Annotated in this window: 21 protein-coding genes; 12 read left to right on the top strand and 9 right to left on the bottom strand. The window is 69.4% G+C overall.

Translation table 11 applies throughout. The features are described from left to right. Nucleotides 1-16: 16 nt before the first annotated feature. Genes NCO8_RS05075 through cofC form a run of 3 tightly spaced genes read right to left on the bottom strand, consistent with a single transcriptional unit; the run spans nt 17 to nt 3,867 of the window. Nucleotides 17-937 (bottom strand): NUDIX hydrolase, encoded by a 921-nt coding sequence (locus tag NCO8_RS05075; RefSeq protein WP_067636902.1) that lies wholly within the window; start codon nt 935-937, stop codon nt 17-19. Between the two features lie 29 nt (nt 938-966). Continuing rightward, nucleotides 967-3,135, bottom strand: coding sequence for an RNA degradosome polyphosphate kinase (locus tag NCO8_RS05070; RefSeq protein ID WP_067636822.1), 2,169 nt, complete (start codon nt 3,133-3,135; stop codon nt 967-969). A gap of 60 nt (nt 3,136-3,195) precedes the next feature. Continuing rightward, the gene (gene cofC, locus NCO8_RS05065; protein ID WP_067636820.1) at nt 3,196-3,867 is read right to left on the bottom strand and encodes a 2-phospho-L-lactate guanylyltransferase; all 672 of its coding nucleotides are present in this window, start codon (nt 3,865-3,867) and stop codon (nt 3,196-3,198) included. A gap of 31 nt (nt 3,868-3,898) precedes the next feature. Here cofC and NCO8_RS05060 point away from each other — a divergent pair, with 31 nt between their 5' ends. Beyond that, nucleotides 3,899-4,894 carry an NAD(P)H-dependent glycerol-3-phosphate dehydrogenase gene (locus NCO8_RS05060; RefSeq protein WP_067636818.1) on the top strand — a complete coding sequence of 332 codons (996 nt, stop codon included), beginning with the start codon at nt 3,899-3,901 and terminating at the stop codon, nt 4,892-4,894. Between the two features lie 44 nt (nt 4,895-4,938). Beyond that, nucleotides 4,939-6,033: a D-alanine--D-alanine ligase family protein gene (locus tag NCO8_RS05055; RefSeq protein WP_067636899.1), complete on the top strand. Its 1,095-nt coding sequence runs from the start codon at nt 4,939-4,941 to the stop codon at nt 6,031-6,033. A 133-nt stretch (nt 6,034-6,166) separates the two neighbouring features. Here NCO8_RS05055 and NCO8_RS05050 read toward each other — a convergent pair whose 3' ends face one another. After that, nucleotides 6,167-6,856: a DUF3515 domain-containing protein gene (locus NCO8_RS05050; protein ID WP_067636816.1), complete on the bottom strand. Its 690-nt coding sequence runs from the start codon at nt 6,854-6,856 to the stop codon at nt 6,167-6,169. A gap of 147 nt (nt 6,857-7,003) precedes the next feature. Here NCO8_RS05050 and NCO8_RS05045 point away from each other — a divergent pair, with 147 nt between their 5' ends. From NCO8_RS05045 to NCO8_RS05035, 3 genes are read left to right on the top strand one after another with little or no spacing between them, the layout of a single operon-like run. Next, a complete protein-coding gene (locus NCO8_RS05045; RefSeq protein WP_245655245.1) occupies nt 7,004-7,981 on the top strand; it encodes a thiamine-phosphate kinase in 978 nt (325 codons plus the stop codon). Between the two features lie 11 nt (nt 7,982-7,992). Beyond that, nucleotides 7,993-8,676, top strand: coding sequence for a uracil-DNA glycosylase (locus tag NCO8_RS05040; RefSeq protein ID WP_067493352.1), 684 nt, complete (start codon nt 7,993-7,995; stop codon nt 8,674-8,676). Between the two features lie 49 nt (nt 8,677-8,725). Continuing rightward, a complete protein-coding gene (locus tag NCO8_RS05035) occupies nt 8,726-8,977 on the top strand; it encodes a hypothetical protein (protein WP_067636896.1) in 252 nt (83 codons plus the stop codon). Nucleotide 8,978: 1 nt separating this feature from the next. On the opposite strand, the gene NCO8_RS05030 is transcribed toward NCO8_RS05035, so the two are convergent. The 3 genes from NCO8_RS05030 to rpmB form a co-directional block, all read right to left on the bottom strand. Further along, nucleotides 8,979-9,752: an enoyl-CoA hydratase/isomerase family protein gene (locus NCO8_RS05030; protein ID WP_084456602.1), complete on the bottom strand. Its 774-nt coding sequence runs from the start codon at nt 9,750-9,752 to the stop codon at nt 8,979-8,981. 10 nt (nt 9,753-9,762) lie between these two features. Continuing rightward, nucleotides 9,763-10,236 carry a GNAT family N-acetyltransferase gene (locus NCO8_RS05025; protein ID WP_067636809.1) on the bottom strand — a complete coding sequence of 158 codons (474 nt, stop codon included), beginning with the start codon at nt 10,234-10,236 and terminating at the stop codon, nt 9,763-9,765. 81 nt (nt 10,237-10,317) lie between these two features. Continuing rightward, nucleotides 10,318-10,509, bottom strand: coding sequence for a 50S ribosomal protein L28 (gene rpmB, locus NCO8_RS05020; RefSeq protein ID WP_011210730.1), 192 nt, complete (start codon nt 10,507-10,509; stop codon nt 10,318-10,320). Between the two features lie 250 nt (nt 10,510-10,759). Between rpmB and NCO8_RS05015 the strand changes: the two genes are divergently transcribed. Together NCO8_RS05015 and recG are read left to right on the top strand one after the other, a co-directional pair. Next, a complete protein-coding gene (locus NCO8_RS05015; protein ID WP_067636808.1) occupies nt 10,760-13,108 on the top strand; it encodes a DAK2 domain-containing protein in 2,349 nt (782 codons plus the stop codon). Nucleotides 13,109-13,111: 3 nt separating this feature from the next. Then, nucleotides 13,112-15,373 carry an ATP-dependent DNA helicase RecG gene (gene recG, locus NCO8_RS05010; protein ID WP_067636806.1) on the top strand — a complete coding sequence of 754 codons (2,262 nt, stop codon included), beginning with the start codon at nt 13,112-13,114 and terminating at the stop codon, nt 15,371-15,373. A 127-nt stretch (nt 15,374-15,500) separates the two neighbouring features. Here the strand turns inward: recG and NCO8_RS05005 are convergent, their stop codons facing one another. Further along, complete coding sequence (locus tag NCO8_RS05005) at nt 15,501-16,925, bottom strand: short-chain fatty acyl-CoA regulator family protein (protein ID WP_084456592.1); 1,425 nt, start codon at nt 16,923-16,925, stop codon at nt 15,501-15,503. A 272-nt stretch (nt 16,926-17,197) separates the two neighbouring features. Between NCO8_RS05005 and NCO8_RS05000 the strand changes: the two genes are divergently transcribed. The 3 genes from NCO8_RS05000 to coaD are packed head-to-tail and all read left to right on the top strand — an operon-like array spanning nt 17,198 to nt 21,648. Continuing rightward, complete coding sequence (locus tag NCO8_RS05000; RefSeq protein WP_067636804.1) at nt 17,198-20,596, top strand: pyruvate carboxylase; 3,399 nt, start codon at nt 17,198-17,200, stop codon at nt 20,594-20,596. After that, entirely contained in the window at nt 20,593-21,156 is a 564-nt protein-coding gene (gene rsmD / locus NCO8_RS04995; protein ID WP_067636802.1) for a 16S rRNA (guanine(966)-N(2))-methyltransferase RsmD, read from the top strand. Before NCO8_RS05000 ends, rsmD begins: the two co-directional genes overlap by 4 nt. A 3-nt stretch (nt 21,157-21,159) precedes the next feature. Continuing rightward, complete coding sequence (gene coaD / locus NCO8_RS04990; RefSeq protein ID WP_067636799.1) at nt 21,160-21,648, top strand: pantetheine-phosphate adenylyltransferase; 489 nt, start codon at nt 21,160-21,162, stop codon at nt 21,646-21,648. Here the strand turns inward: coaD and NCO8_RS04985 are convergent. Next, nucleotides 21,645-22,160 carry a GtrA family protein gene (locus tag NCO8_RS04985; protein ID WP_067636892.1) on the bottom strand — a complete coding sequence of 172 codons (516 nt, stop codon included), beginning with the start codon at nt 22,158-22,160 and terminating at the stop codon, nt 21,645-21,647. The two genes, coaD and NCO8_RS04985, sit on opposite strands and share 4 nt — an antisense overlap. 206 nt (nt 22,161-22,366) lie before the next feature. Between NCO8_RS04985 and NCO8_RS04980 the strand changes: the two genes are divergently transcribed. Both NCO8_RS04980 and NCO8_RS04975 read left to right on the top strand, forming a co-directional pair. Then, nucleotides 22,367-23,140: a DivIVA domain-containing protein gene (locus NCO8_RS04980; RefSeq protein WP_067493372.1), complete on the top strand. Its 774-nt coding sequence runs from the start codon at nt 22,367-22,369 to the stop codon at nt 23,138-23,140. 76 nt (nt 23,141-23,216) lie between these two features. Next, nucleotides 23,217-23,903, top strand: coding sequence for a YceD family protein (locus tag NCO8_RS04975; protein ID WP_067636798.1), 687 nt, complete (start codon nt 23,217-23,219; stop codon nt 23,901-23,903). Nucleotide 23,904 lies beyond the last annotated feature (1 nt).

The raw sequence follows: 23,904 nt of genomic DNA, 5'->3' as shown, positions 1-23,904 counted from the left end.
GCGGGGTAACTTTTGTTCAGCCGGTGACGATTCCCGTAGACAAGGCACGATCCATATGGTTCGCCGCGACTAATCGGTCCCCGATGAACGACAAAGCCCAGACGCTGCCCTTGCGATTACGCGCGGGCGGCAGGGTGAGTCCGTCGCGCTGAGCCAGCCACTGTGTCAGATCGGGAATCACGCCGCCCTGACTGCAGACCACCGGTACACCCCGATCTGTTACCAACGACAGAAATCGTTGCCGCGCCGCATCTTTCGCTGAATCGTAACCTTGCTCGGAAAACATTGGCTCGCAATTGATTTCGGCGTTCAGATGCTCCGCCAACGGGGTAACGGTTTGGATACAGCGCAGGGGATCGGCCGAATAGATCCGGGATGCTCCGAACGCCAGCAGATTCGGGACGAGCGCCGCGGCCTGCCGCAGCCCGGCGGGCTCGAGTGGGCGCTGATCGTCCGGACCGTCGAACTCGGAGCGCTTGCCCGCCTTGGCGTGGCGGACGAGCAGCACGGTGGAGGTTTTCGGTGGGTGACGGGCGAAGACGCGCACGATCTGGCGGTCCATCGGGTACGACAGCTCGTCCATCACGTCGTCGAGCGGAATCCAGCGCAGCTGGTCGACTTCGGAGTTCTCGGTGAACTCGCCCTCGGCCGCCTCGGCGGCCCAGTAGTCCACCCGTTTGAGCTGCCGGTGCCCCGGGATGGGATAGGTGACCCGGCCGAGATATCGCCCGAGCGTGCACGGTAGGCCGGTCTCCTCGCCGACCTCGCGCACGGCCGCGACCACCGGGCTTTCGCCGGGATCGAGCTTGCCCTTGGGCAGTGACCAGTCGCCGTACTTGGGTCGGTGGATCACCGCGATCTCCGGTCCGGTGGCGCCCGCACGCCACAGAACCGCTCCCGCGGCATGAATATTGGGCCGGACCCGCGGGTCGCGCATCGGTTCGGGCTTCTCCTGTGCGTGCTTGCTCACGGCTGTTCGGGACGACGCAACCGCATGAGGAATTCCTGGTGATCGCGCACCTGGTTGGCGTCGGCGTCGGTGGGGCTCGCCTGCCAGGAACCATCGGGCAGCAGCACCCAGCAGCGCGTCATGGGGTCGAGCGCGGAATCGAAGACCACACCGAGCTGCTCGGTCAGGCGCGGATCCTTCACCTGCACCATCACCTCGACTCGGCGGTCGAGATTGCGGTGCATCATGTCGGCGCTGCCGATCCAGGTCTGTTCCTGTGCCTGGAACTGCAGTACCCGCGAGTGCTCGAGGAAGCGACCGAGGATCGAGCGCACCTCGATGTTCTCGCTGAGGCCCGGCACGCCCGCGCGCAGGCCGCAGATGCCGCGCACGACGATCTGCACCGGCACGCCTGCCTGAGAGGCGCGGTAGAGGGCGTCGATGATCTGCTCGTCGACGATCGCGTTGGCCTTGAGCCGGATGCGGGCGTCGAAACCCTCACGTGCCAGCTCGATCTCACGGTCGATCCGCTCGATGATGCCCGCCCGGACGCCGAGCGGGGCGACCATCAGGTTCCGGTAGTCCTCCTTGCGGGAGTACCCGGTGAGCGAGTTGAACAGGTCGGTCAGATCGGCGCCGATCTCCGGTGCCGCGGTGAACAATCCGACGTCCTCGTACAGGCGCGCGGTCTTGGGGTTGTAGTTGCCGGTGCCGATGTGGCAGTAGCGGCGGATGGTCGAACCCTCGCGGCGCACCACCAGGCACGTCTTGCAGTGGGTCTTGAGGCCGACGAGGCCGTAGACCACGTGCACGCCCGCCTGTTCCAGCGCCCGCGCCCATTTGATGTTGGCCTGCTCGTCGAACCGGGCCTTGATCTCCACCAGGGCCACCACCTGCTTACCCGCCTCGGCGGCCTCGATCAGGGCGTTGATGATGGGGGAGTCACCGGAGGTGCGGTACAGGGTCTGCTTGATCGCCAGCACCTGCGGGTCGGCGGCTGCCTGTTCGATGAACCGCTGCACGCTGGTGGAGAACGAGTCGTAGGGGTGGTGCACCAGCACGTCGCCCTCGCGCAGCGCGCTGAAGACATTGCGCGGGGTCTCGCGCTCACCGAACGCGGCGGGGGTGGCCGGTACGTAGGGCGCGTCCTTGAGTTCGGGCCGGTCGACGCCGTACACCTGCCACAGGCACGACAGGTCGAGCAGGCCGGGCACCTGGATCACATCGGCGGGGTCGACCTCTAACTCACGTAGTAGCAACTCCAGCATGTGCTCGGTCATGTCGTCGGAGACCTCGAGCCGCACCGGCTTGCCGAAACGGCGACGCGCCAGTTCGCGTTCCATCGCCTGCAGCAGGTCCTCGTCGCGGTCCTCGTCGACCTCGAAATCGGCGTTGCGGGTGATCCGGAACGAGTGGGTCTCCACCACGGTCAGGCCGGGGAACAGCAGATCGAGGTGGGCGGCGATGAGTTCTTCCATCGGCAGGAAGGCCGCGATGGCCGACGGCGCGCCGGTGCGGCGCACGCGGACGAACCGGTCGACGTTGTCGGGCACCTTCACGCGCGCGAAGTGCTCGCCGCCGGTGCCCGCGTCCTTCACCGTCACGGCGAGATTGAGGCTCAGTCCGGAGATGTAAGGGAAGGGGTGGGCCGGGTCGACGGCCAGCGGTGTGAGGACCGGGAAGACCTGATCGGTGAAATAGCTCGAAAGGCGTTGCTGTTCGGCTTCGTCGAGGCCCGACCAGCCGATGATGTCGATGCCCGCGCCTGCCAGCGCCGGGTTCACCGAATCGATGAAGACCTTCGCGTGCCGCTCGGCGAGTTCCTGTGCGCGGGCGGTGATCATCTCGAGCTGTTCGGACGGTGAGCGGCCGTCGGCGGAACGCACCGAGAGCCCGGTCTCGGCGCGGCGTTTGAGCCCGGCGACCCGGACCATGTAGAACTCGTCGAGGTTGGAGGCGAAGATCGCGAGGAACTTCGCGCGCTCCAGCAACGGCAGGGAGGCATCCTCGGCGAGGGCGAGCACGCGGGCATTGAAGTCCAGCCAGCTCAATTCCCGGTTGAGGTAGCGATCGCGTGGCAATCGCTGCGAACTGCCGTCGGCGCCCGAGGCGATGGCGGCCGCAGGTGGCGGGGAAATCGGGGGCAGGGACTTGATGGTTTCCGTGTCGCTCACGCTGTCAATCATCCCCTACGGACCGCGTGGTCCGCAGCATGACATCGGGTGAACTCCTGGTGCGGCGACCGGCTAGCACACCGTGCGGACGGGATCGCTTCGGTGGGTGGTGATTCCGAACTCCCGCAGCGCGTCGGCGGTGTGGACGCCGACGCCGAGCGCGCGCACGGCGTCCAGATCCTCGGGTGTGTCGACGTCACAGCGCAGGCCCGGCCAGTGGCCGGGCACGACGACGGCGCCGTATTCGCGGTGGGCGCGGGCCGAATCGGGGCCGAAACGTGGTGCCAGCGCATCCGGTGCGGTACCGGCCAGCAATGCCGAAGTGCCGGTCCCCGTGTGATCGATCACCACCGCGCGGGTGGCGGGCGCGACGGCGAGGAAGTCGGTGAGTTCGGCGGTGCGCAGGGCGGGCAGGTCGGCCTGCAGGGCGAGCAGGCGGACCGGGCCACTGCGGTGGCGCACGTCGTCGGCCGCGGCGGTGAGGGCGGTGTTGAGGGGGTCGCGGTCGGCGGGCGGCTCGGCCAGGACGTGTGCGCCGAGTTCGCGTGCGCGGGCGGCGACGACGGCGTCGGGAGTGACGACGGTCAGCGAACCGATCGCGGGCACGGCGGCGGCCGCCTCGACGGTGTCGGCGAACATGGCGAGCACCAGCCGGGCGCGCTGGTCGGCGCTGAGCACGGCCGACAACCGGCTCTTGGCCCGGTCTCGGTGCTTGACCGCCATCACGGCGTGCACGGTGTGCATGGTCTCGATCCTTGCATGGCATATTGGGCTGATGACGAGGGCTGCGGTTATGGGTGCTGGGTCGTGGGGTACGGCATTCGCGAAGGTGTTGGCCGAGGCGGGTACCGAGGTGACGATCTGGGCCAGGCGCGAAGAGGTGGCTCGCGCGCTCGACACCGAGCATCAGAATCCGTTCTACCTGCCGGGCGTGCAGTTGCCGCCCGTGCGGGCCACCCACGATCACCGGATCGCGCTCGACGGCGCGGATCTGGTCGTGCTCGCGGTGCCGTCGCAGTCCCTGCGGGCCAATCTGGGCCACTGGAAGGACGATATCGGCGCCGATGCCACGCTGATGAGCCTGGCCAAGGGCATCGAGACCGGGACGCTGCTGCGGATGAGCCAGGTGATCGCGGAGGTGACCGGCGCCGAACAGGGCCGCATCGCGGTGCTGTCGGGACCCAATCTCGCCCACGAGATCGTCGAACGCCAGCCCGCGGCCACCGTGATCGCCTGCACCGACACCGAACGCGCACAGCAGGCCCAACATGCCTGTGCCACCGGCTATTTCCGGCCCTACACCAATACCGATGTGGTCGGGTGCGAGATCGGCGGCGCGTGTAAGAACGTCATCGCCCTGGCCTGCGGCATCGCCTCGGGCATGGGACTCGGCGACAACTCCGTGGCCAGTCTCATCACCCGTGGGCTGGCCGAGGTGATGCGGCTCGGGGTGGCGCTCGGTGCGCAACCGGTGACGCTGGCCGGGCTCGCCGGCGTGGGTGACCTCGTCGCCACCTGCACCTCGCCGTTGTCGCGCAATCGGTCCTTCGGGTATGTGCTCGGACAGGGCGGGTCGATGCAGGCCGCGCAGGAGGCGACCAACGGTCAGGTCGCCGAGGGTGTGAAGTCGTGCACATCGGTGCGGGCGCTCGCGGCCGAACACCAGGTGGAGATGCCGTTGACCGACGCGGTGCACAAGGTGTGCCACGAGGGACTTTCGGTGAACGAGGCCGTCGGCAGCCTGCTCGGCAGGCGCATGAAACCCGAATAAGGCCGATGCCGCCGCGGCGGCGCGAACCTACTACGGTGACGTTCATGACGGAACGGATCAGGGTAGCTGTGGTGTTCGGCGGGCGCAGCAGCGAGCACGCCGTCTCGTGTGTGTCGGCGAGCAGCGTCCTGCGCAACCTCGATCCGCGGCGCTACGAGGTGGTGCCTATCGGGATCACCACCACCGGCAGCTGGGTGCTTGCCGAGGGGATCGGTGAACTCACGCTCAGCCACGGCGAACTGCCCGCCGTCGATGCCGCGGGCACCGCGCTCACCCTGGCCGCCGACCCCGGCCGTTCCGGCGCGCTCGTCGCCCTGGACGATCCGACCGCCACGCTCGGCACCGTCGATGTGGTCTTCCCCATCCTGCACGGCCCGTTCGGCGAGGACGGCACCCTGCAGGGCATGCTCGAGCTGGCCGGGGTGCCCTATGTGGGTGCCGGTGTGCTGGCCAGCGCGGCCGGGATGGACAAGGAATTCACCAAGAAACTGCTGGCCGCCGAATCGCTTCCGGTCGGTGTCCAGGTGGTGTTACGTCCCGGCACGCAGACCATGACCGCCGAGGAACGCGACCGCATCGGCCTGCCCGCCTTCGTGAAACCCGCGCGCGGCGGTTCGTCCATCGGCATCACCAAGATCACCGACTGGTCGGCCCTCGACGACGCCGTCGCCACCGCCCGCGCTCACGACCCCAAGGTGATCGTCGAGGCGGGCATCGTCGGGCGTGAAGTCGAATGCGGTGTCCTCGAATTCGCCGACGGCGACGTGCGCGGCAGCGTCGTCTCCGAGATCCGCATGCCCGACGCCGACGCCGCGGCCCCCGAGTTCTACGACTTCGCCACCAAATACCTCGACGACGTGTGCGAATTCGACGTGCCCGCCAAGCTCGACGACGCCATCGCCGACGAGATCCGCGCCCTGTCGGTGCGTGCCTTCCGCGCCCTGGACTGCCAGGGCCTGGCCCGAGTCGACTTCTTCCTCACCGCCGACGGCCCGGTGATCAACGAGATCAACACCATGCCCGGCTTCACCCCCATCTCCCAATACCCCCGCATGTGGGAAGCAACCGGCATCGACTACCCCACCCTGGTGTCCACCCTCATCGAAACCGCCGTAGCCCGAGGAACCGGCCTGCGCTGACCCGGCGGCGAAACCACCAAGGATTTTCGGCCGCCTCGAATCCGAAGGGCGAGACGTAACGGCGAAGCCGAAGTATCGCCCCTCGGATTCGAGGCCTTCCGGGCCGAAAATCCCGCGGCGCCAGCCGCCAATGTCACAGCTCGCCAGGGTTGATCGGTTGGGCGGGGAGGGTCGCGGTGATCGTGTCGGAGACCGTTTGCACCGCGGCTGTGCCCGACCCGTCGGGGACTGTCAGGGCGATGTAGGTTTCGCGATCGACGGCGAACCATGTGCCTGTCTTGGCCGTCTCGTCGCGAATCTGGAACCACTTCACCCCGTCGACCTCTTGCAGCGGTGAGGCCCGGTTGAATTCGAGCGGCCGGTCCAGGCCGCAGCGCAGCACGATCGCTTCCCCGCCCTCGGGCAGTTGCCAGGCGCGGGTGGCGGGCGGGGCCGGTTCGGCGAGGGTGGATTTGGTGTAGTCGCCCAGGTCGGCGGGCAGGGCGGGCAGCAGGGCCGCGCAGGCGGGGCCGTCGGCGGCGGGGGCGGGGACCGGTCCCAGCGCGAGCGGTTCGCGTTCGACGGGTGCGCGAAGGATCAGGAAGGCGGCTACGAGCACGCCGACGATCAGCACGATGGGCAGGGCGACGGCGGTGGCGATCAGCGCGGGGGAGTACTGGCTGTCGGCGGCCGGTGTGTCGTCGGCGCTGTCGTCGTCGTGGCTCGCGTCGTCGGCCGCTTCCGCTCCTGGAGAGGCTTTGCGGAGGGCTGACGGTTCAGCGGTGTCCTCGGGCCCGGTCGCCTCGTCGCGATCGTCCGCTGTCGGGTCCGACGATTCCGCCATAGCCGCGTGGTCCTTTCCTCGTCGCCTGCGCCGCGCACCGTCGGTGGTGCCCGATCGCCTCCGAAAGGGTACCGTCGTGGCGATTTCGTCGGTCGGGAGCACAGCGGGAAGGAGTCGGTCATCAGCGAGGACAGCCGTTCGCAGACGGTGCGTGAGCTGGGTGAATTCGCCTTGATCGACCGGATCAACGCCGGTCGCGAGCAGGCCGCGCACGTGCTGCTCGGCCCGGGCGACGACGCCGCGCTGCTCGCCGCGCCCGACGGCCGGTTCGTGGTGAGCACCGACATGCTCGTGGAGGGCAGGCACTTCCGGCTCGACTGGTCGACGCCCGCCGATATCGGGCGCAAGGCGATCGCGCAGAACGCCGCCGACGTGGTGGCGATGGGCGCGCGTCCCACCGGCTTCGTGGTCGCGCTCGGTTGTCCCGGCGACACTCCGGTACGGGTCGTCGAGGGCATCGCCGACGGCATGTGGATCGAGGCCGTGCGGGCCGGCGGTTCCATCGCGGGCGGCGACCTCGTGCACAGCGAGCAGTTGGTGATCTCGGTGACCGCGTTCGGTGACCTCGGTGGGCAGGGTGCGCTCACCCGCTCCGGTGCGGTCGAGGGCGATATCGTCGCTGTCGCAGGTGAACTCGGCTGGTCGGCCGCGGGTCTGGCCGTATTGTCCAGCGGGGCGGATGTTTCTGATCCGGCCTTCGCGCACGCGCTTGCGGCACACCGGGTTCCGCAGCCGCCCTACGCCGAGGTGATCGACGTGTTCGGTGTCCACATCCCCAACGCCCTCACCGATGTCTCCGACGGGCTGCTCGCCGACCTCGGCCACCTCGCCACCGCCTCCGGCGTCGCGATCGACGTGCACGCCGCCGCTCTCACCGACCCCGAACTCGACGCCGTCGCCGCCCGGCTCGAAGCCGATGCGGGGCAATGGATTCTGGCCGGGGGAGAGGACCACGCGTTCGTCGGCACGTGGTCGCCCGCGACCGCGCTGCCGCCGGGCTGGCGGCCCATCGGCGTCGTTACCGCAGGCAGCGGCGTCACCGTCGACGGCGCGCGGCCCGCCGGTGCCACTGGGTGGGAATCGTTCCGTGGGGCAGGCGCCACGGCCGAGCCCGGCAAACGATAGGTTGTGCGGTCATGGGTGCCAAACCACTGTCGGAGATCATCGACCCGGGCTGGGCCCGGGCCCTGGAACCGGTTGCCGACCGCATCAGCGAGATGGGTGAGTTCCTGCGCGCGGAGAACGCCGCCGGACGCGGATATCTACCCGCCGGGGAGAACGTGCTCCGCGCGTTCCGGCGCCCGTTCGACGCGGTGCGCGTGCTGATCGTCGGCCAGGACCCCTACCCGACTCCCGGCCATGCGATGGGACTGAGTTTCTCTGTCGCGCCGGATGTTTCGCCGATCCCGCGCAGCCTGTCAAACATCTTCGCCGAGTACACCAAAGATCTCGGCTTCGATACGCCCAAGTGCGGCGACCTGAGCCCGTGGTCGGATCAGGGTGTGCTGCTGCTGAACCGAGTGCTCACCGTCACCCCCGGCACCCCGGCCTCACATCGTGGCAAGGGCTGGGAAGCGGTGACCGAGCAGGCGATTCGCGCGCTCGTCGACCGTGACGAACCCCTCGTCGCCGTGCTGTGGGGTCGGGACGCGGGCTCGCTGAAGCCGACCCTGGTCGCCGCCGAGGTCCCCTACATCGAATCGGCACACCCCTCGCCGCTGTCCGCCTCGCGCGGGTTCTTCGGGTCGCGACCCTTCTCCCGGGTCAACGAACTGCTCGACGAACTCGGCGCCGATCCTGTCGACTGGCGGTTGCCCTGACCCGGGGTGCCGCCCGCACGAGAAGAAAATGATGAAGGAGCACAACCGGATGCACACCACAACCGTTCGCGCCGCACTGGCGACCGCCGCCGTCGCCGCCGCCATCACCGCGGGCGCGGGCTCGGCCTCGGCCGCGGGCCTGCAGCTCGAGCCCTACAACGAGCAGGCGACCCCGGTCGCGACCAGCCCCGTCGGCGAGGAATGGACCTCCACCGGCACCTCGACCATCTCCTCCGGCGTCAACGCCAAGATCACCTGCATCCTGCAGAACACCTTCAGCGCCCTCGGCGCTGCGTGCTGAGTCAATTGACTCCGCGATAGTCCGGCTTGCGCTTGGCGACGAAGGCGTCGACGCCTTCGCGCCCGGTGCTGCTGTTCGCGGCGGCGGCGATGCTGTCGCGTTCCGCGTCGAGCTGCTGGTCCAACGTTGCCGTCGGCGACTGGGCCAGCAGCTTTTTCATGGCCGTGTAGGCGGCGCGGGGGCCCGTGGTGAAGCCGGTGGCCACGCGCAGGGCCTCGGTGCGGATCTCGTCGTCGGGGACGACCCGGCTGAGCAGTCCGAGTCGTTCGGCCTGCTCGGCGCCGATCACGGCGTCGGTCAACAGGATCTCGCGGGCCCGGCCGGCGCCGACGATGCGCGGCAGCGACCACGACATCCCGCCGTCTGGGGTGAAGCCGATTCCGGGGTAAGCGGGACGCATCTGGGTCGACGGGCCGCCGATGGCGATGTCGGCCGCGCAGACCAGGCTCATGCCGGCACCGGCCGCCCAACCGTGCACCGCCGCGACGACCGGGACGGGTGCGGCGGTCAGGGCACGCACGAAATCGTGCAGCTGGGTGGCCAGCTCGTGCAGGAAAGCGCCTCGGTCGTCGGCACCGGCGAAGTGGCGGACATTGCCGCCCGCGCAGAAGTTGGCACCCGCACCGGTGATCAGGATCGCGCCCACCTCGTCGCCGAGCGAACGCAGGGCGGCGGTGCCCGCGTTGATCAGGTCGAAATCGAGGGAGGTGCCCGCGGCCGCGGTCGCGATGGTCAGGTGCAGTACGCCGTCGACGACGACCGGTTCGCTACTCATGCCCGTCACATTAGCGAGGGGCGCGCCGCCACTGTTGTTCGGGCAGCAGCGTGAACGGGTCGGTGCGGCGCAGACCCGTATCGGCGAAGCCGTGCCTGCGGTAGAAGGCGTGCGCGCGCGGATAGTCGCCGAGCACCCACAGCGTGCAGGGCGCATCGGGAACGGTGGCCGCGAGCAGGTCGTCGGCGACGCCGGTGCCGTGCCAGGCCGCGCGCACGTACAGCGCTTCCAGCTCGCTGCCGGTCGGCTGTCGTGACGCGGCGGCGAAGCCGATCAGGTCGTCGCCATGACAGGCGACGAGCAGCCGATAGCGGTCGTCGGTGCGGCGGCGTTCCCAGGTGATCGCCGAACTGTCGAGATCGAACGCGGCGAGCAGGTGGGCGGGGACCAGCGAGTCGTAGGCCTCCCGCCAGCTGGCGATGTGGCAGGCCGCGAGCGCGGTGATGTGCGCGGCGTCCGCCGGGGCGATCCGCCACTCAGCCACGAATCACCCGTTCGACGACAAAACCCCGGACAACCCATGAAGGGTGCCGGGGCACTGTCGGCAGAATGTACGGGCCGGAAATCAGCCGCGGACGACCTTGCCCGCCTTCAGGCAGGAGGTGCACACGTTCATCCGGCGGGTGTTGCCAGGGGCAACCTGCGCACGCACGGTCTGGATGTTCGGGTTCCAGCGACGGTTGGTGCGCCGGTGCGAGTGCGAGACCGACTTCCCGAAACCGGGGCCCTTGGCGCAGACGTCGCAAACGGCAGCCATGTCGCGAGCTCCTTCATGTCATAAGCGGTCAGCGCGCACGTGTGCCGCTGAACCGGAAACTGATGTCGTCAAATGCCTTGCCGACTTGCATCGGCCAGCGCAGACCTGTCGAGGCCGCACGAGGCAACCCTGCAAGCGTAGCGGGCCCGCCCGGGAACTTCCAAACCGGGTGTCCTGCTCGACAGCGCGGACACGGGGTGCGTCCGTGGTCAGGGTACTGCTGTCGGTCGCTGGCGCTAACCTGGCTGCGATGCTCGGCGGGCGAGCACGGCCGACGGGGAACGAGGTGACGGTGACGCAGGTGCCCGAGGCGCTCGACGGCGCCGCGCTGCTGTCGTGGGCCAGGTCCTGCTGTGCGGGCCTCGAGTCCCGCCGATCGGAGATCGACGCCCTCAACGTCTTCCCCATCGCCGATTCCGACACCGGAACCAACCTCCTGGCCACGATGCGGGCCGCCCTCGCTGCCGCCGAGACCGACGGCGATGCACAGGAGCGGTCGCGCGTGCGGCCCGAGCCGGGGCAGACGCGTTATGCGACCGACTCGGTAGCCGTCGCGCCACTGGGTGGAGCGGTTTCGGGTGGGGCGGCTGAGGCCATGTCGGCTGACTCTCCGCCGGGTGTGCCGGCTTCGACCGGCGCGCGGTCGGCTGATGCGGTGCCAGGTGATCGTGCTGTGCAGACGCCGGTTCCCGGGGAGCGATCGGAGATCGCGGGCGGCGGCGCGCTGGGCGATGGTCGGGCCGGGGAGGTGGCGAAGGCGCTGGCCCGTGGCGCCACGGCCGGGGCGCGGGGCAATTCCGGGATCATTCTTTCGCAGGTATTGCGGGGGATCGCCGAGGCGGTGGTGGCCGGGCCGTTGACCGGGGAACGGTTGCGGGTGGCGTTGCGGCGGGCGGCGGTGCTGGTGCGGCAGGGGTTGAGTGCGCCGGTGGAGGGCACGATTCTGACGGTGCTCGATCGCGCCGCGGTAGCTGCTGCCGAGTCCGGCGATTCCTCGCTCGAAGGTGTGGCGAAGTCAGCGGCCGATGGTGCCGCACGCGCGCTGAACGAGACGCCCGCCCAACTCGGTGTGTTGCGGGCGGCGGGCGTGGTCGACGCCGGTGCGCGCGGTCTGCTGGTTCTACTGGACTGCCTCGTCGCCGAGGTGTGCGGTGTGGCTCCCGAACGCCATACCTACGCCCGTGAGCGAGGTGGCGGCGCGACGCCGACAACGGGTGCGGAGCGTCGGCACAGGCAGTCGATCAGCGCTTCCGAGCCCGGTCGTGGTGGGGGGCAGCCGCCCAGGCCGGTCGGCGCGCATGCGGGTGGGGCCGATGCCCGGCGCGATCGCGGTGCGTCGCTCGGTGGTCGTGGGTTCGGCGCACACGCCGGGACGTGCGGTGACCACGACGAGGCGCCGGGGCGCTGGAATGGCGAGGTGCCGGGACGCCGGGATGACGAGGCGGCGGGGCGCCGGGATGACGAGGCGGCGGTGCGCCGGGATGGCGAAGTGCCGGGACGCCGGGATGACGAGGCGCGCGGGGTTGAGGGCGGGCCGGGCGGCGACCTGGACGAGTCGTTCTGTGGTCGTGACGGGGTGCGCGGAGACCGCGACGGTCTACGCGGGGACGAGGACCGGGGGCGCGGCGCCGACCCGCATTTCGAGGTCATGTATGTGATCTCCGGCACGGATGACGTAGGCGCGGGGGTATTGCGGGAGCGGTTGGCGGTGCTCGGCGATTCCGTCGTGGTGGTCGGCGACGGGGATACCACCTGGTCTGCGCATGTGCACTGCCGTGACGCGGGCGCTGCGATCGAGGCGGGGCTCGCGGTCGGGACGTTGAGCGCCATCCGGGTCGAAAGCTTCGCCGTCACAGCGCACAACGGCGTCGGAGACCACCCGGAGTCGGCTCCGGTCGACGCGAACTCGGTGGGGCGAACCACCCTTTCCACCGATGGGGTCGCTGACCGAGGGGTCGTCGCCGTCGTGGCCGGTGCTGATGCGGCGGAGCTTTTCGAGGACGCGGGCGCGGTGGTGTTGCGCGAGGACGAGGCCTTCGACGCCGACATCCTCCTGCGGACGATCCGGGCGATGCCGCACCGCGAGGTGCTGGTGCTGCCCAACGGTGCGCTGCCCGCGCAGGAATTGGTCGCCGTCGGTGTCGCCGCGCGTGACGGTTCGCGCGACGTGCTGTTGTTGCCGAGCGCATCGATGGTGCAGGGGCTCGCCGCGCTCGCGGTGCACGATCGGGGGCGGATCGCCGTCGACGACGCCTTCGCCATGTCCGAGGCGGCGGCGACCACCCGCTGGGGTGCGCTGCGGGCGGCCCGGGTGCGTGCGTTGACGATGGTCGGAACCTGTTCTCCCGGTGACGGTTTGGGCCTGGTCGGCGAGGATGTGGTGGTGATCGACCCGGACGTGGTCGGCGCGGGACGCATCCTGCTCGACCGGATGCTCGGTCTCGGTGGGGAATTGGTGACCTTGCTTATGGGCGCGGGCGCCGGGCACGAATTGGGGCAGATTCTCGCCGATCATGTGCGCGCCGGATTCCCCGGTGTGGATGTGGTGGTGTATTCCGGTGGGCAGCAAGCGGATCTGGTGCAGATTGGGGTCGAGTAGACGATGACGACACTGAGCGACCGGCTCGACCACGTACTCGGCGTGAAGGCCGCCGACCGCCTGGCCGAAGCCTTCGACATGACCACCGTCGAAGACCTGCTGCGCCACTACCCGGCGCGCTACGCCACCCAGGGCCAGCCGCTGACGGAGGAGGAACCGGAAGAGGGCGCCCACATCACCGTCATCGGCCGGATCACGAAAACCGAACTGCGCCCGATGAAGAACCGCCGCGGCTCGCTGCTGAAGGTACAGCTCGACACCGGCGCCACCCGACCGATCGAGGCCACCTTCTTCAACGGCGACAAGGTCCGTTACCTGGTGAAAGACGGTGTGCGGGCGATGATGTCGGGCACGGTGCACTGGTGGCGTCCCGACCGCTGGAACCTCTCGCACCCCGACTACCTGATCCTGCCCGACAAGGCCGAGGCGGGCGTGGAGCAGCTCACGTCGGTGCGCGGCAGCGGTGCGTTGCGTGGGCTGGCTCAGAGCGCCAAAGGTGCCGGGGGAGTGGACGCTTCGTTCTTCGAGCGCGAGTTCGTCCCGGTGTATCCGGCGACGGCGAAGGTGCAGAGCTGGGATCTGCTGGCCTGTATCCGGCAGGTCCTCGACCAGCTCGACCCGATCGACGACCCGCTCCCGGCCGACCTGCGCGAGGAGCGCAACCTGCTCGAGGTGTCGGACGCTCTGCGCCTGATCCACCTGCCCGAACACAAGCTCGATATCGAGCGGGCACGGGACCGTCTACGTTTCGACGAGGCACTCGCCCTGCAACTGGTGCTGGCCGAACGCCGTCACGAGGTGGAGGGTCGTACCGCGCCCGCCTGCCCGCCACGCACCGACGGCATCGCCGCCGACTTCGATGAACGACTGCCCTTCGGACTCACCGAAGGGCAGCGGCAGGTGATCGACGAGATCTCCGACGACATGTCGCGCACCCGCCCCATGCATCGCCTGCTGCAGGGCGAGGTGGGTTCGGGCAAGACGATCGTCGCCCTGCACGCCATGCTCCAAGCGGTGGACGCCGGTCGCCAGTGCGCCCTGCTCGCTCCGACGGAAGTTCTTGCCGCGCAGCACTACCGGTCGCTGCGAGCGATGCTCGGCGATCTCGGCACCGCGGGCGAACTCGGCGCGGCCGAGAACTCGACCAAGGTGGTGTTGCTCACCGGCTCCATGTCGGCGGCGGCGAAGAAGTCCGCGCTGCTCGACGCGGTGACCGGTGAGGCGGGCATCGTCATCGGCACCCATGCCCTCATCCAGGACGCGGTCGAGTTCTTCGACCTCGGTCTCGTGGTGGTCGACGAACAGCACCGTTTCGGCGTGGAGCAGCGAGACGCGCTGCGCGCCAAGGCGAAAGGCGGCGTGAGTCCGCATCTGCTCGTCATGACCGCCACCCCTATCCCACGCACGATCGCGATGACGACCCTCGGTGATCTGGAAACTTCTACGCTCACCCAGTTGCCCAAGGGCCGTTCGCCGATCACCTCGAAAGTCGTTGCGCGCAAACTGCATCCCGCCTGGGTCGAGCGGGCATGGGAGCGCATCGTGGAAGAGGTCGGCCAGGGCAGGCAGGCCTATGTGGTGTGCTCGCGCATTGGCGAGGACCCGGACGCGCCACCGGCCAAGGGGAAGAAGGCCGAAGAGAAGGAAGGCCCGACGACCCAGGCCGCGGTCGACATGTACGAGACGCTGAGTACCGGGCCGCTCGCGGGTGTGCGCGTGGGACTGCTGCACGGGCGGTTGCCGTCCGACGAGAAAGACCACGTGATGCGCCAGTTCAACGACGGCGCGATCGACGTGCTGGTGTGCACCACCGTCGTCGAGGTCGGTGTCGACGTGCCGAACGCCACCGTGATGGTGATCGTCGACGCCGACCGGTTCGGCGTGAGCCAGCTGCACCAGCTGCGCGGGCGCATCGGCCGCGGCAAACACCCCGGCCTGTGCCTGCTGGTCACCGATGCCGCACCCGGCGGCACCGCGATGGCCCGGTTGGAAGCGGTGGCCGCCACCACCGACGGCTTCGAACTGTCGGTCCTCGATCTGCGCCAGCGCCGTGAGGGCGACGTGCTCGGCTCGGCCCAGTCCGGCACCGCGCGCTCGCTGCGCCTGCTCTCCCTGCTCGACGACCTCGAGGTGATCACCGCCGCCCAGGACCTGGCCCGCCGGATCGTCGCCGAGGACCCGGGCTTGGAGAAACACCCAGGCCTGGCGGGAATGATGAACGCCGCTGTCGACGGCGAACGACTCGAGTACCTCGCCAAGTCTTAGGAGTTCCGAGAGGACCACGCGGTTTTCCCGGCGCCGCCGCACAGACGTTCGGCGCGGGCGATGTTCGTGAAACCGCCCGCACGCCTACCAGCCGCCGAGGCTCGGCGCAGGGGAGAACCGGCAGGGTTCACCGCGGCAGACGCGGGTACGGCAGGTCGGTCGCCGTGTGCTCGGCGACCGCCAGCGGCCGGCCGATCTGCGGGAACGCCCGCTGCGGGCAGGCGGGCCGCTCGCACACCTTGCACCCGGCCCCGATCGGCACGGCGATATTCGGGTCGTCCACTTGCATCCCCTGCGAGTACACCAGCCGGTCGGCGTACTCGATATCGCACCCGAGCGCGACGACGAAGTTCTTCGCCGCGGTGCCGTATCCCTGTGCCGTGGCGGGTGTGGTGCGCGCGATCCACAGGTAGCGGCGCCCGTCGGGCATCTCCGCGACCTGAGTGAGGATCCGTCCCGGATGGGCGAAGGCCTCGTGGGTGACCCACAGCGGGCAGTTGCCGCCGACGCGGGAGAAATGAAAGGCCGTGGCCGACTGCCGTTTCGAGATGTTGCCTGCACGGTCGGTGCGTACCAGGAAGAACGGCACCCCGCGCTGACCCTGTCGTTGCAGCGTCGCCAGCCGGTGGCACACCGTTTCGAACCCCACTTCGAATCGCAACCCGAGCAGGTCGACGTCGTAGCGCAGTTCCTCGGCCGACCGCAGGAACCGCCCGTAGGGCAGGATCAGCGCCCCGGCGAAGTAGTTGGCCAGCCCCACCCGCGCCAGCGTGCGCGACTCCCCGACCAGCGCCCGGGATTCGGCGAGCACATTGTCGATCTCGCGGCCGTAGAGCAGCAGGCCGAGAGTGGACGCGATCTGGAACGCGCGCTGCCCGGGCCGCAGTCGCCTGGCCAGGGTGAGCGTGCGGGTATCCGGGTCGTAGTGGCGTTTGGGGATGGACGGGTCGGCGCCGTCGCCTCGCACGAGCACGGTGACGCCCGCCCGCTCCTCGGCGATCCGCGCCAGCTGCCGGTCAAGCGAACCGATGCTCAGCCCCGATTCCTCGAACAGCTGCTCGGCGGCGTGATCGAGGGTGGCGATGTGATTGCGGTGGTCGTAGAAGAAGTCCCGGACATCCTCGTAGGGCAGCGGTGTGCCCGGCGCGCCGGTCGGGGTATCGACGCGGGAGGAGAGCAGATCGAGCTGATCGGTGGCCGCGCGCAGCCGCCGGTGCATGGCGATGACGATCCGCGCCACCTCCGGCAACCGGGTGGCCAGCTCCTCCACCTCGGTGATCGGTGCGGTGTCACCGCCACCCGCCGCCTCGACGAGCACCTCGTGCAGGTCCGAGACCAGCCGCGCGTCGGAATCGGCGGCGAAGAACTGCACGTCCAGGTCGAAGGTCGAATTCAGTTTCAGCAGAACGGGAATGGTGAGCGGACGCTGATCGCGCTCGAGCTGGTTGAGGTAACTCGGCGAGAGATCGAGCGATTTGGCCAGCGCGGCCTGGGTCATCCGTCGTTCTTCGCGTAGCCGTCGAAGTCTGGCCCCCGCGTACATCTTCCGCACGCCAGGATCCTAGCGCCGCCGGTTCGCAATGTTCGCTGAAAGTGTGGAATGCCCTAGGAGAAGTGCAGTCCCGCAAGGGATTCTGTCGTGGATTACTCGTGCGTAACATGCGAAGCGATCATCGGTGCCGATCGCACCGGAGGCGGCGCGCCGCAGTGAGATGTGACGGCCGCGTAACCGCCGGTTCGCAGGTGGGCGGGGGCGGCGGTGAAGAATGCTGCGAACCCACCTTGCGTGCCGGACGGGTCGATGCGGCCGGGTACCGTGGTCCAATGTTCTCGAAAGTCTTGGTCGCCAATCGCGGCGAGATCGCTATCCGTGCCTTCCGCGCGGCCTACGAACTCGGCATCGGAACGGTCGCGGTCTTCCCGCACGAGGACCGCAACTCCGTCCACCGGCTGAAGGCGGCCGAGTCGTATCAGATCGGCGAGGAGGGGCACCCGGTCCGGGCGTACCTCTCGATCGAGGCGATCATCGACGCGGCCAAGAGCGCGGGCGCCGACGCCATTTACCCCGGCTACGGATTCCTGTCGGAGAACCCCGACCTCGCCGCGGCCTGCGCACGCGAGGGCATCACCTTCATCGGCCCGTCGGCCCAGGTCCTGGAGATGGCGGGCAACAAGGCGACTGCCATCGAGGCCGCCCGGGCCGCCGGTCTGCCGGTGCTGAAGTCGAGCGAACCGAGTGCCGACATCGACGAGCTGCTCGCCGCGTCCGAGCAGCTCGAGTACCCGATCTTCGTCAAGGCCGTGGCCGGTGGTGGCGGGCGCGGCATGCGCCGGGTCGCCGCGCCGGAGCAACTGCGCGAGTCGATCGAAGCGGCCTCGCGCGAGGCCGAGTCGGCCTTCGGCGACCCGACGGTGTTCCTCGAGCAGGCGGTGGTCAACCCGCGCCACATCGAGGTGCAGATCCTGGCCGACCAGCACGGCAATGTGATGCACCTGTTCGAGCGCGACTGCTCGCTGCAGCGCCGCCACCAGAAGGTCATCGAGCTCGCGCCCGCCCCGAACCTCGACCCGGCGCTGCGCGAGCGGATCTGCGCCGACGCCGTCGCCTTCGCCCGCCAGATCGGGTACAGCAACGCGGGCACCGTCGAGTTCCTGCTCGACGAGCGCGGCAACCACGTGTTCATCGAGATGAACCCGCGCATCCAGGTGGAGCACACGGTGACCGAGGAGATCACCGACGTCGACCTGGTGCAGTCGCAGTTGCGCATCGCGGCCGGGGAAACCCTCGCCGACCTGGGCCTGAGCCAGGACAAGGTGGCGATCCGCGGCGCCGCGCTGCAGTGCCGCATCACCACCGAGGACCCGGCCAACGGTTTCCGTCCCGACACCGGGCGCATCACCGCCTACCGCACGCCCGGCGGCGCGGGCATCCGTCTCGACGGCGGCGCGAACCTGGGCGCGGAGATCGGCGCCTACTTCGACTCCATGCTGGTCAAGCTCACCTGCCGCGGCCGCGACCTGCCCGCCGCCGCCGCTCGTGCCCGCCGCGCGCTGGCCGAGTTCCGCATCCGTGGCGTGACGACCAATATCCCGTTCCTGCTGTCGGTGCTCGACGACCCCGATTTCCAGGCGGGCCGGGTGACCACCTCGTTCATCGACGAGCGCCCGGAGCTGCTCACCTCGCGCGGGTCGGCCGACCGTGGCACCAAGATCCTGACCTACCTGGCCGATGTCACCGTCAACAAGCCCAACGGTGACCGCCCGACCACGGTGTACCCCTACGACAAGCTGCCCGCCGTCGACCTGACGGTGCCGCCGCCGGACGGTTCGCGGCAGCGGCTGCTCGCCCTCGGACCGGAAGGTTTCGCGAAGGCCCTGCGCGAGCAGAAGGCCGTCGGCGTCACCGACACCACCTTCCGCGACGCGCATCAGTCGCTGCTTGCCACCCGGGTGCGCACCAACGGCCTGCTCGGTGTGGCGGGCCACGTCGCCCGGCTCACCCCCGAGCTGCTGTCGATCGAGGCGTGGGGCGGCGCGACTTACGATGTGGCGCTTCGCTTCCTGCACGAGGATCCGTGGGAGCGCCTCGCCGCGCTGCGCGAGGCGGTGCCGAACATCTGTCTGCAGATGCTGCTGCGCGGCCGCAACACCGTCGGCTACACGCCGTACCCGGAACAGGTGACGCGGGCGTTCGTGTCCGAGGCCGCCACCACCGGCATCGACATCTTCCGCATCTTCGACGCGCTCAACAATGTCGACCAGATGCGCCCGGCCATCGACGCGGTCCGCGAGACCGGTACCTCGATCGCCGAGGTCGCCATGTCCTACACCGGCGACCTGCTCAATCCGGACGAGCAGCTTTACACGCTCGACTACTACCTGAAGCTGGCCGAGCAGATCGTCGACGCAGGCGCCCACGTGCTGGCCATCAAGGACATGGCCGGTCTGCTGCGCGCACCGGCGGCCGCGAAGCTGGTCACCGCGCTGCGCAGCAACTTCGATCTGCCCGTGCACGTGCACACCCACGACACACCCGGCGGTCAGCTCGCCACCTACCTCGCCGCCTGGCAGGCCGGTGCCGACGCGGTCGACGGCGCGAGCGCCGCGATGGCGGGTACCACGTCGCAGCCCGCGCTGTCGGCGATCGTCGCCGCGGCCGCGCACACCGAGCGCGATACCGGCCTGAACCTGCAGAACGTGTGCGATCTCGAGCCGTACTGGGAGGCGCTGCGCAAGGTGTACGCGCCGTTCGAGTCGGGGCTGCCCGCACCGACCGGGCGCGTGTACACCCACGAGATCCCCGGCGGTCAGCTGTCGAACCTGCGTCAGCAGGCGATCGCGCTCGGCCTCGGTGACCGGTTCGAGGAGGTCGAGGCCAAGTACGCGGCAGCCGACCGGCTGTTGGGCCGCCTCATCAAGGTGACGCCGTCGTCGAAGGTCGTCGGCGACCTGGCCCTCGCCCTGGTCGGTTCCGGTGTCGACATCGAGGACTTCGCCGCCGACCCCGGCCGCTACGACATCCCGGACTCGGTGATCGGGTTCCTGCGCGGCGAACTCGGCGAACCGGCCGGTGGCTGGCCCGAACCGTTCCGCAGCAAAGCCCTGGCCGGCCGCAACGAACCCAAGCCGGAAACCCCGCTCACCCCGGCCGATCAGGCCGGGCTCGACGGCACCTCCGAAGAGCGGCGCGCCACCCTCAACCGGCTGCTGTTCCCCGGCCCGACCGCCGAGTTCCTGGCCCACCGCGACAAGTACGGCGACACCACCGGCCTGTCGGAGAACCAGTTCTTCTACGGTCTGCGCCGCGGCGAGGAGCACCGGGTGCAGCTGGAGAAGGGCGTCACCCTGCTCATCGGCCTGGAAGCCATCTCCGAGCCGGACGAGAAGGGCATGCGCACGGTCATGTGCATCATGAACGGGCAGCTGCGCCCGATCGCGGTGCGCGACCGGTCGGTCGCCTCCGAGGTGCCCGCCGCCGAGAAGGCCGACAAGAACAACCCCGGTCACATCGCGGCACCGTTCGCCGGTGTGGTCACTCTCGCGGTCACCGAGGGCGACACCATCAACGCCGGTGACACCGTCGGCACCATCGAGGCCATGAAGATGGAAGCGGCCATCACCGCGCCGCGCGCCGGTGTGGTCCGGCGCATCGCCACCGCCAAGGTGCAGCAGGTCGAAGGTGGGGATCTGCTGGTGGAACTGGCCGCGCGCGAGTCGGAATGACCCGCATCATCGCCGGTGTGGCCGGCGGGCGGCGCCTCGCGGTGCCGCCCGCCGGTACCCGGCCCACCTCCGACCGGGTGCGTGAGGCGTTGTTCAGCGCGATCGACGCCCGGCTCGATCTCGACGGCGCACGGGTACTCGACCTGTACGCCGGGTCGGGGGCACTCGGGCTGGAAGCGCTCTCGCGCGGCGCGTCCCAGGCGCTGCTGATCGAGGCCGATCGCAAGGCGGGCGGGGTGGTGCGCGCCAATATCGCCGAGCTGAACCTGCCCGGCGCCGAACTGCGGCTCGGCAGCGTCGCCTCGGTGCTGGCGCGTCCGGCTCCCGTGGCCTACGACGTGGTGTTCTCCGACCCGCCCTACGACGTGAGCACCGACGACGTCACCGCCGACCTGCGCGCCCTCGCCGAACACGGCTGGCTCGCCCCCGAGGCGCTCGTGGTGGTCGAACGTTCCATCCGATCGCCCGAAATCACCTGGCCCGCAGGGTATTCGGTGCTGAAGGCACGCAAATACGGGGAGACGAGGATCGAGCTCGCCGAGTTCGGTGCTAGCGTCTGAGCTATGGCTGCTGCAGCACTGTGCCCCGGTTCCTTCGACCCGGTCACCAACGGTCACCTCGACGTGTTCACCCGCGCCGCCGCGCAATTCGACGAGGTCATCGTCACCGTGATGGTGAACCCCAAGAAGCAGGGCATGTTCACCGTCGAGGAGCGCATGGAACTGCTGCGCGAATCGGTGGCGCATCTGCCCAACGTCCGCGTCGCGTCGTGGCAGGGGCTCACCGTCGACTTCGCCAAGCAGGTGGGCGTCACGGCGATCGTCAAGGGTCTGCGCGACGCGGGTGACTTCGGCTACGAACTGCAGATGGCCCAGATGAACCACAAACTGGCGGGCGTCGACACCTTCTTCATCGCCACCAACCCGTCACTGAGCTTCCTGTCCAGCTCCCTGGTGAAGGAAGTAGCGGCCTACGGCGGCGACGTCACCGACATGCTCCCCCCGGCCGTCCACAAGCGCCTCCTCGACCGCTTGGCCGAGCGGCGCGGCTAGAAGACGAAGCCCCGTAGCGCCAGGAAGCGCAGACCGCCGACGGCGGCGGTGATGGTGAGAACGGCCAGCGCTTGGGCGACATCGCCGAGACCAGGGGCCCAGACGCCGAGCGCGCCGAGGCTCGCCGTCGTGATCACCAGCCCGAGCAGGGCGAGCCCACCGCCTTCCCACTGCGCGGTGAACCAGCCGACGCGATCGGCGGCGTGGAAGGTGAGCTGACGGTGCAGTTCGTTGGCGATCACGGTGCTCACGATCGAGCCGACTACATTGGCCACCAGCGGGCCCGTGCCGATCATCGTGAAGAACAGCAGCACGTAGGCGATATTGCTGGCGCCGCCGACCAGGGCGAAGCGGATGAGCTGGGGGAAGGCGCGGTCACCGCGCAGGTACTCGAGGGTGCGGTCGAGCCGGGGGTGGGCCGCGGGTGCGGCGGGCATCGTCGTCGGGTACGGGGCGAACCAGGGTGTGAAAACGCTCGTCACCGGATACTTCGGTGTTTCCAGGACGGTCATGATCGCTCCGATCGCGGTACAGGCGTCGACGCCGTTGTCGTGCCCTTCGATCGTAGCGAAGTGGAGGGTTGCACTCCACTTGATATTCGTGCGATCTCGGACACTGTCGCGACACACCGCGCCGACATTCGGCACACCGGCCGATCACGGGCAGACTGGGCACGGCGGTAGCCGTTTCGCCGTGAGTCCGCAGGAGGGTAGTGAGCATGTATCGCGTATTCGAAGCACTCGACGAGCTCGTCGCCATCGTCGAGGAGGCGCGCGGCATCCCGCCGACCCGCAGCTGCATCGTGCCCCGAGGCGACGTCCTCGAACTCCTCGACGACGTCCGTGACGCCCTGCCCGGCGAACTCGACGACGCCCAGGACGTGCTCGACCACCGCGACAAGATCGTCGGCGACGCCCGCGCCGGCGCCGAGACCACCATCACCTCCGCCAACGAACAGGCCCGAACCACCGTCGAGGACGCCCGCGCCGAGGCCGACCGGATCCTGGCCGACGCCAAAGCCCACGCCGACCGCATGGTCGCCGAGGCCACGGCGCACGCCGACCGGCTCGTCGCCGCCGCGCAGGCCGAGGCCGACCAGGTGGTCGCCGACGGCAACGCCGAATACGACGAACTCACCGGCCGCGCCCAGATCGATGCCGACCGCGCCATCGAGGCGGGCAAGGCCTCCTACGAACGCTCGGTCGCCGACGGCGAGGCCGAGCAGGCCCGGCTGGTCTCGCAGACCGAGGTGGTGCGGGCCGCGCACGCCGAGTCCGCGCGCCTGATCGACGAGGCGCAGGCCGAGTCCGACCGGGTCCGCGCCGAATGCGACGAATACGTCGATCAGCGGATGGCCGAATTCGACGGCAAACTCGCCGCACTCGAGGAGACGCTCACCACCACCCGGCGCACGATCACCCGGGGCCGCAGGCACATGCGCGGCGCTCCGGCGCCCGACTATCCCGAATACGCGGCCGAGCACCGCCGGTGACGTTTTGAATTCGGGCGGGGTCCTGCATTACTGTTGAGTGGTTGCCCACGATCCCCTCAGCAGAAGTGAGTTTGTGATGTCCGCCCGTTCCGGTTCGCCTTCGCGTCCGCACAAGACCAGCAACGGTCCTGTGTCCGACGCGGGTTTCGTGCTGGATGTCCGCAATCTCGGCCGTCGGCCGGGAACCATGCGGGAGGTGCGGCGCACCGTCACCGAGCACGAGCGGATGGGTCTCGACCTGATCGCCATCCCGGCCGACGCCGAGGTGGACCTGGACCTGCAGTTGCAGGCCGTCTCGGAGGGCGTGCTGGTCACCGGCACGGTGTCCGGGCCGACGGTCGGGGAGTGCTCGCGCTGCCTCGAGCCGTTCGAGGACCGGGTCGAGGTTCGTCTGACGGAACTGTTCGCGTATCCGGACAGCAAGACCGAGCAGACGACCGAGGACGCCGAGGTCTACCGCATGGAAGACGACCTCATCGACCTCGAGCCGGTGATTCTCGACGCCATCGGGCTGGAGCTTCCGCTGCAGCCGCTGTGCACGCCGGACTGCGCGGGCCTGTGCCCCGAATGCGGTGTGCGGATGGCGATTGCCGGTCCCGATCATGGGCATGAGATACTGGATCCCCGCTGGGCCAAGTTGGCATCGTTCGCCACCGAGGCGCCCGGCACCGGCGATCCCGCCGAGGGTTCCACCCCCCAAGACCGATCCGCTCCCGGGGCAGACGACGCCCGTGTGGTCAGCGAAAACCAAGAGGAGAAGTAGC

Origin of the sequence: Nocardia coubleae NBRC 108252, assembly GCF_001612805.1 — a bacterium.
GTDB lineage: Bacteria > Actinomycetota > Actinomycetes > Mycobacteriales > Mycobacteriaceae > Nocardia > Nocardia coubleae.
This window is presented reverse-complemented; position numbering and strand designations above follow the sequence as displayed.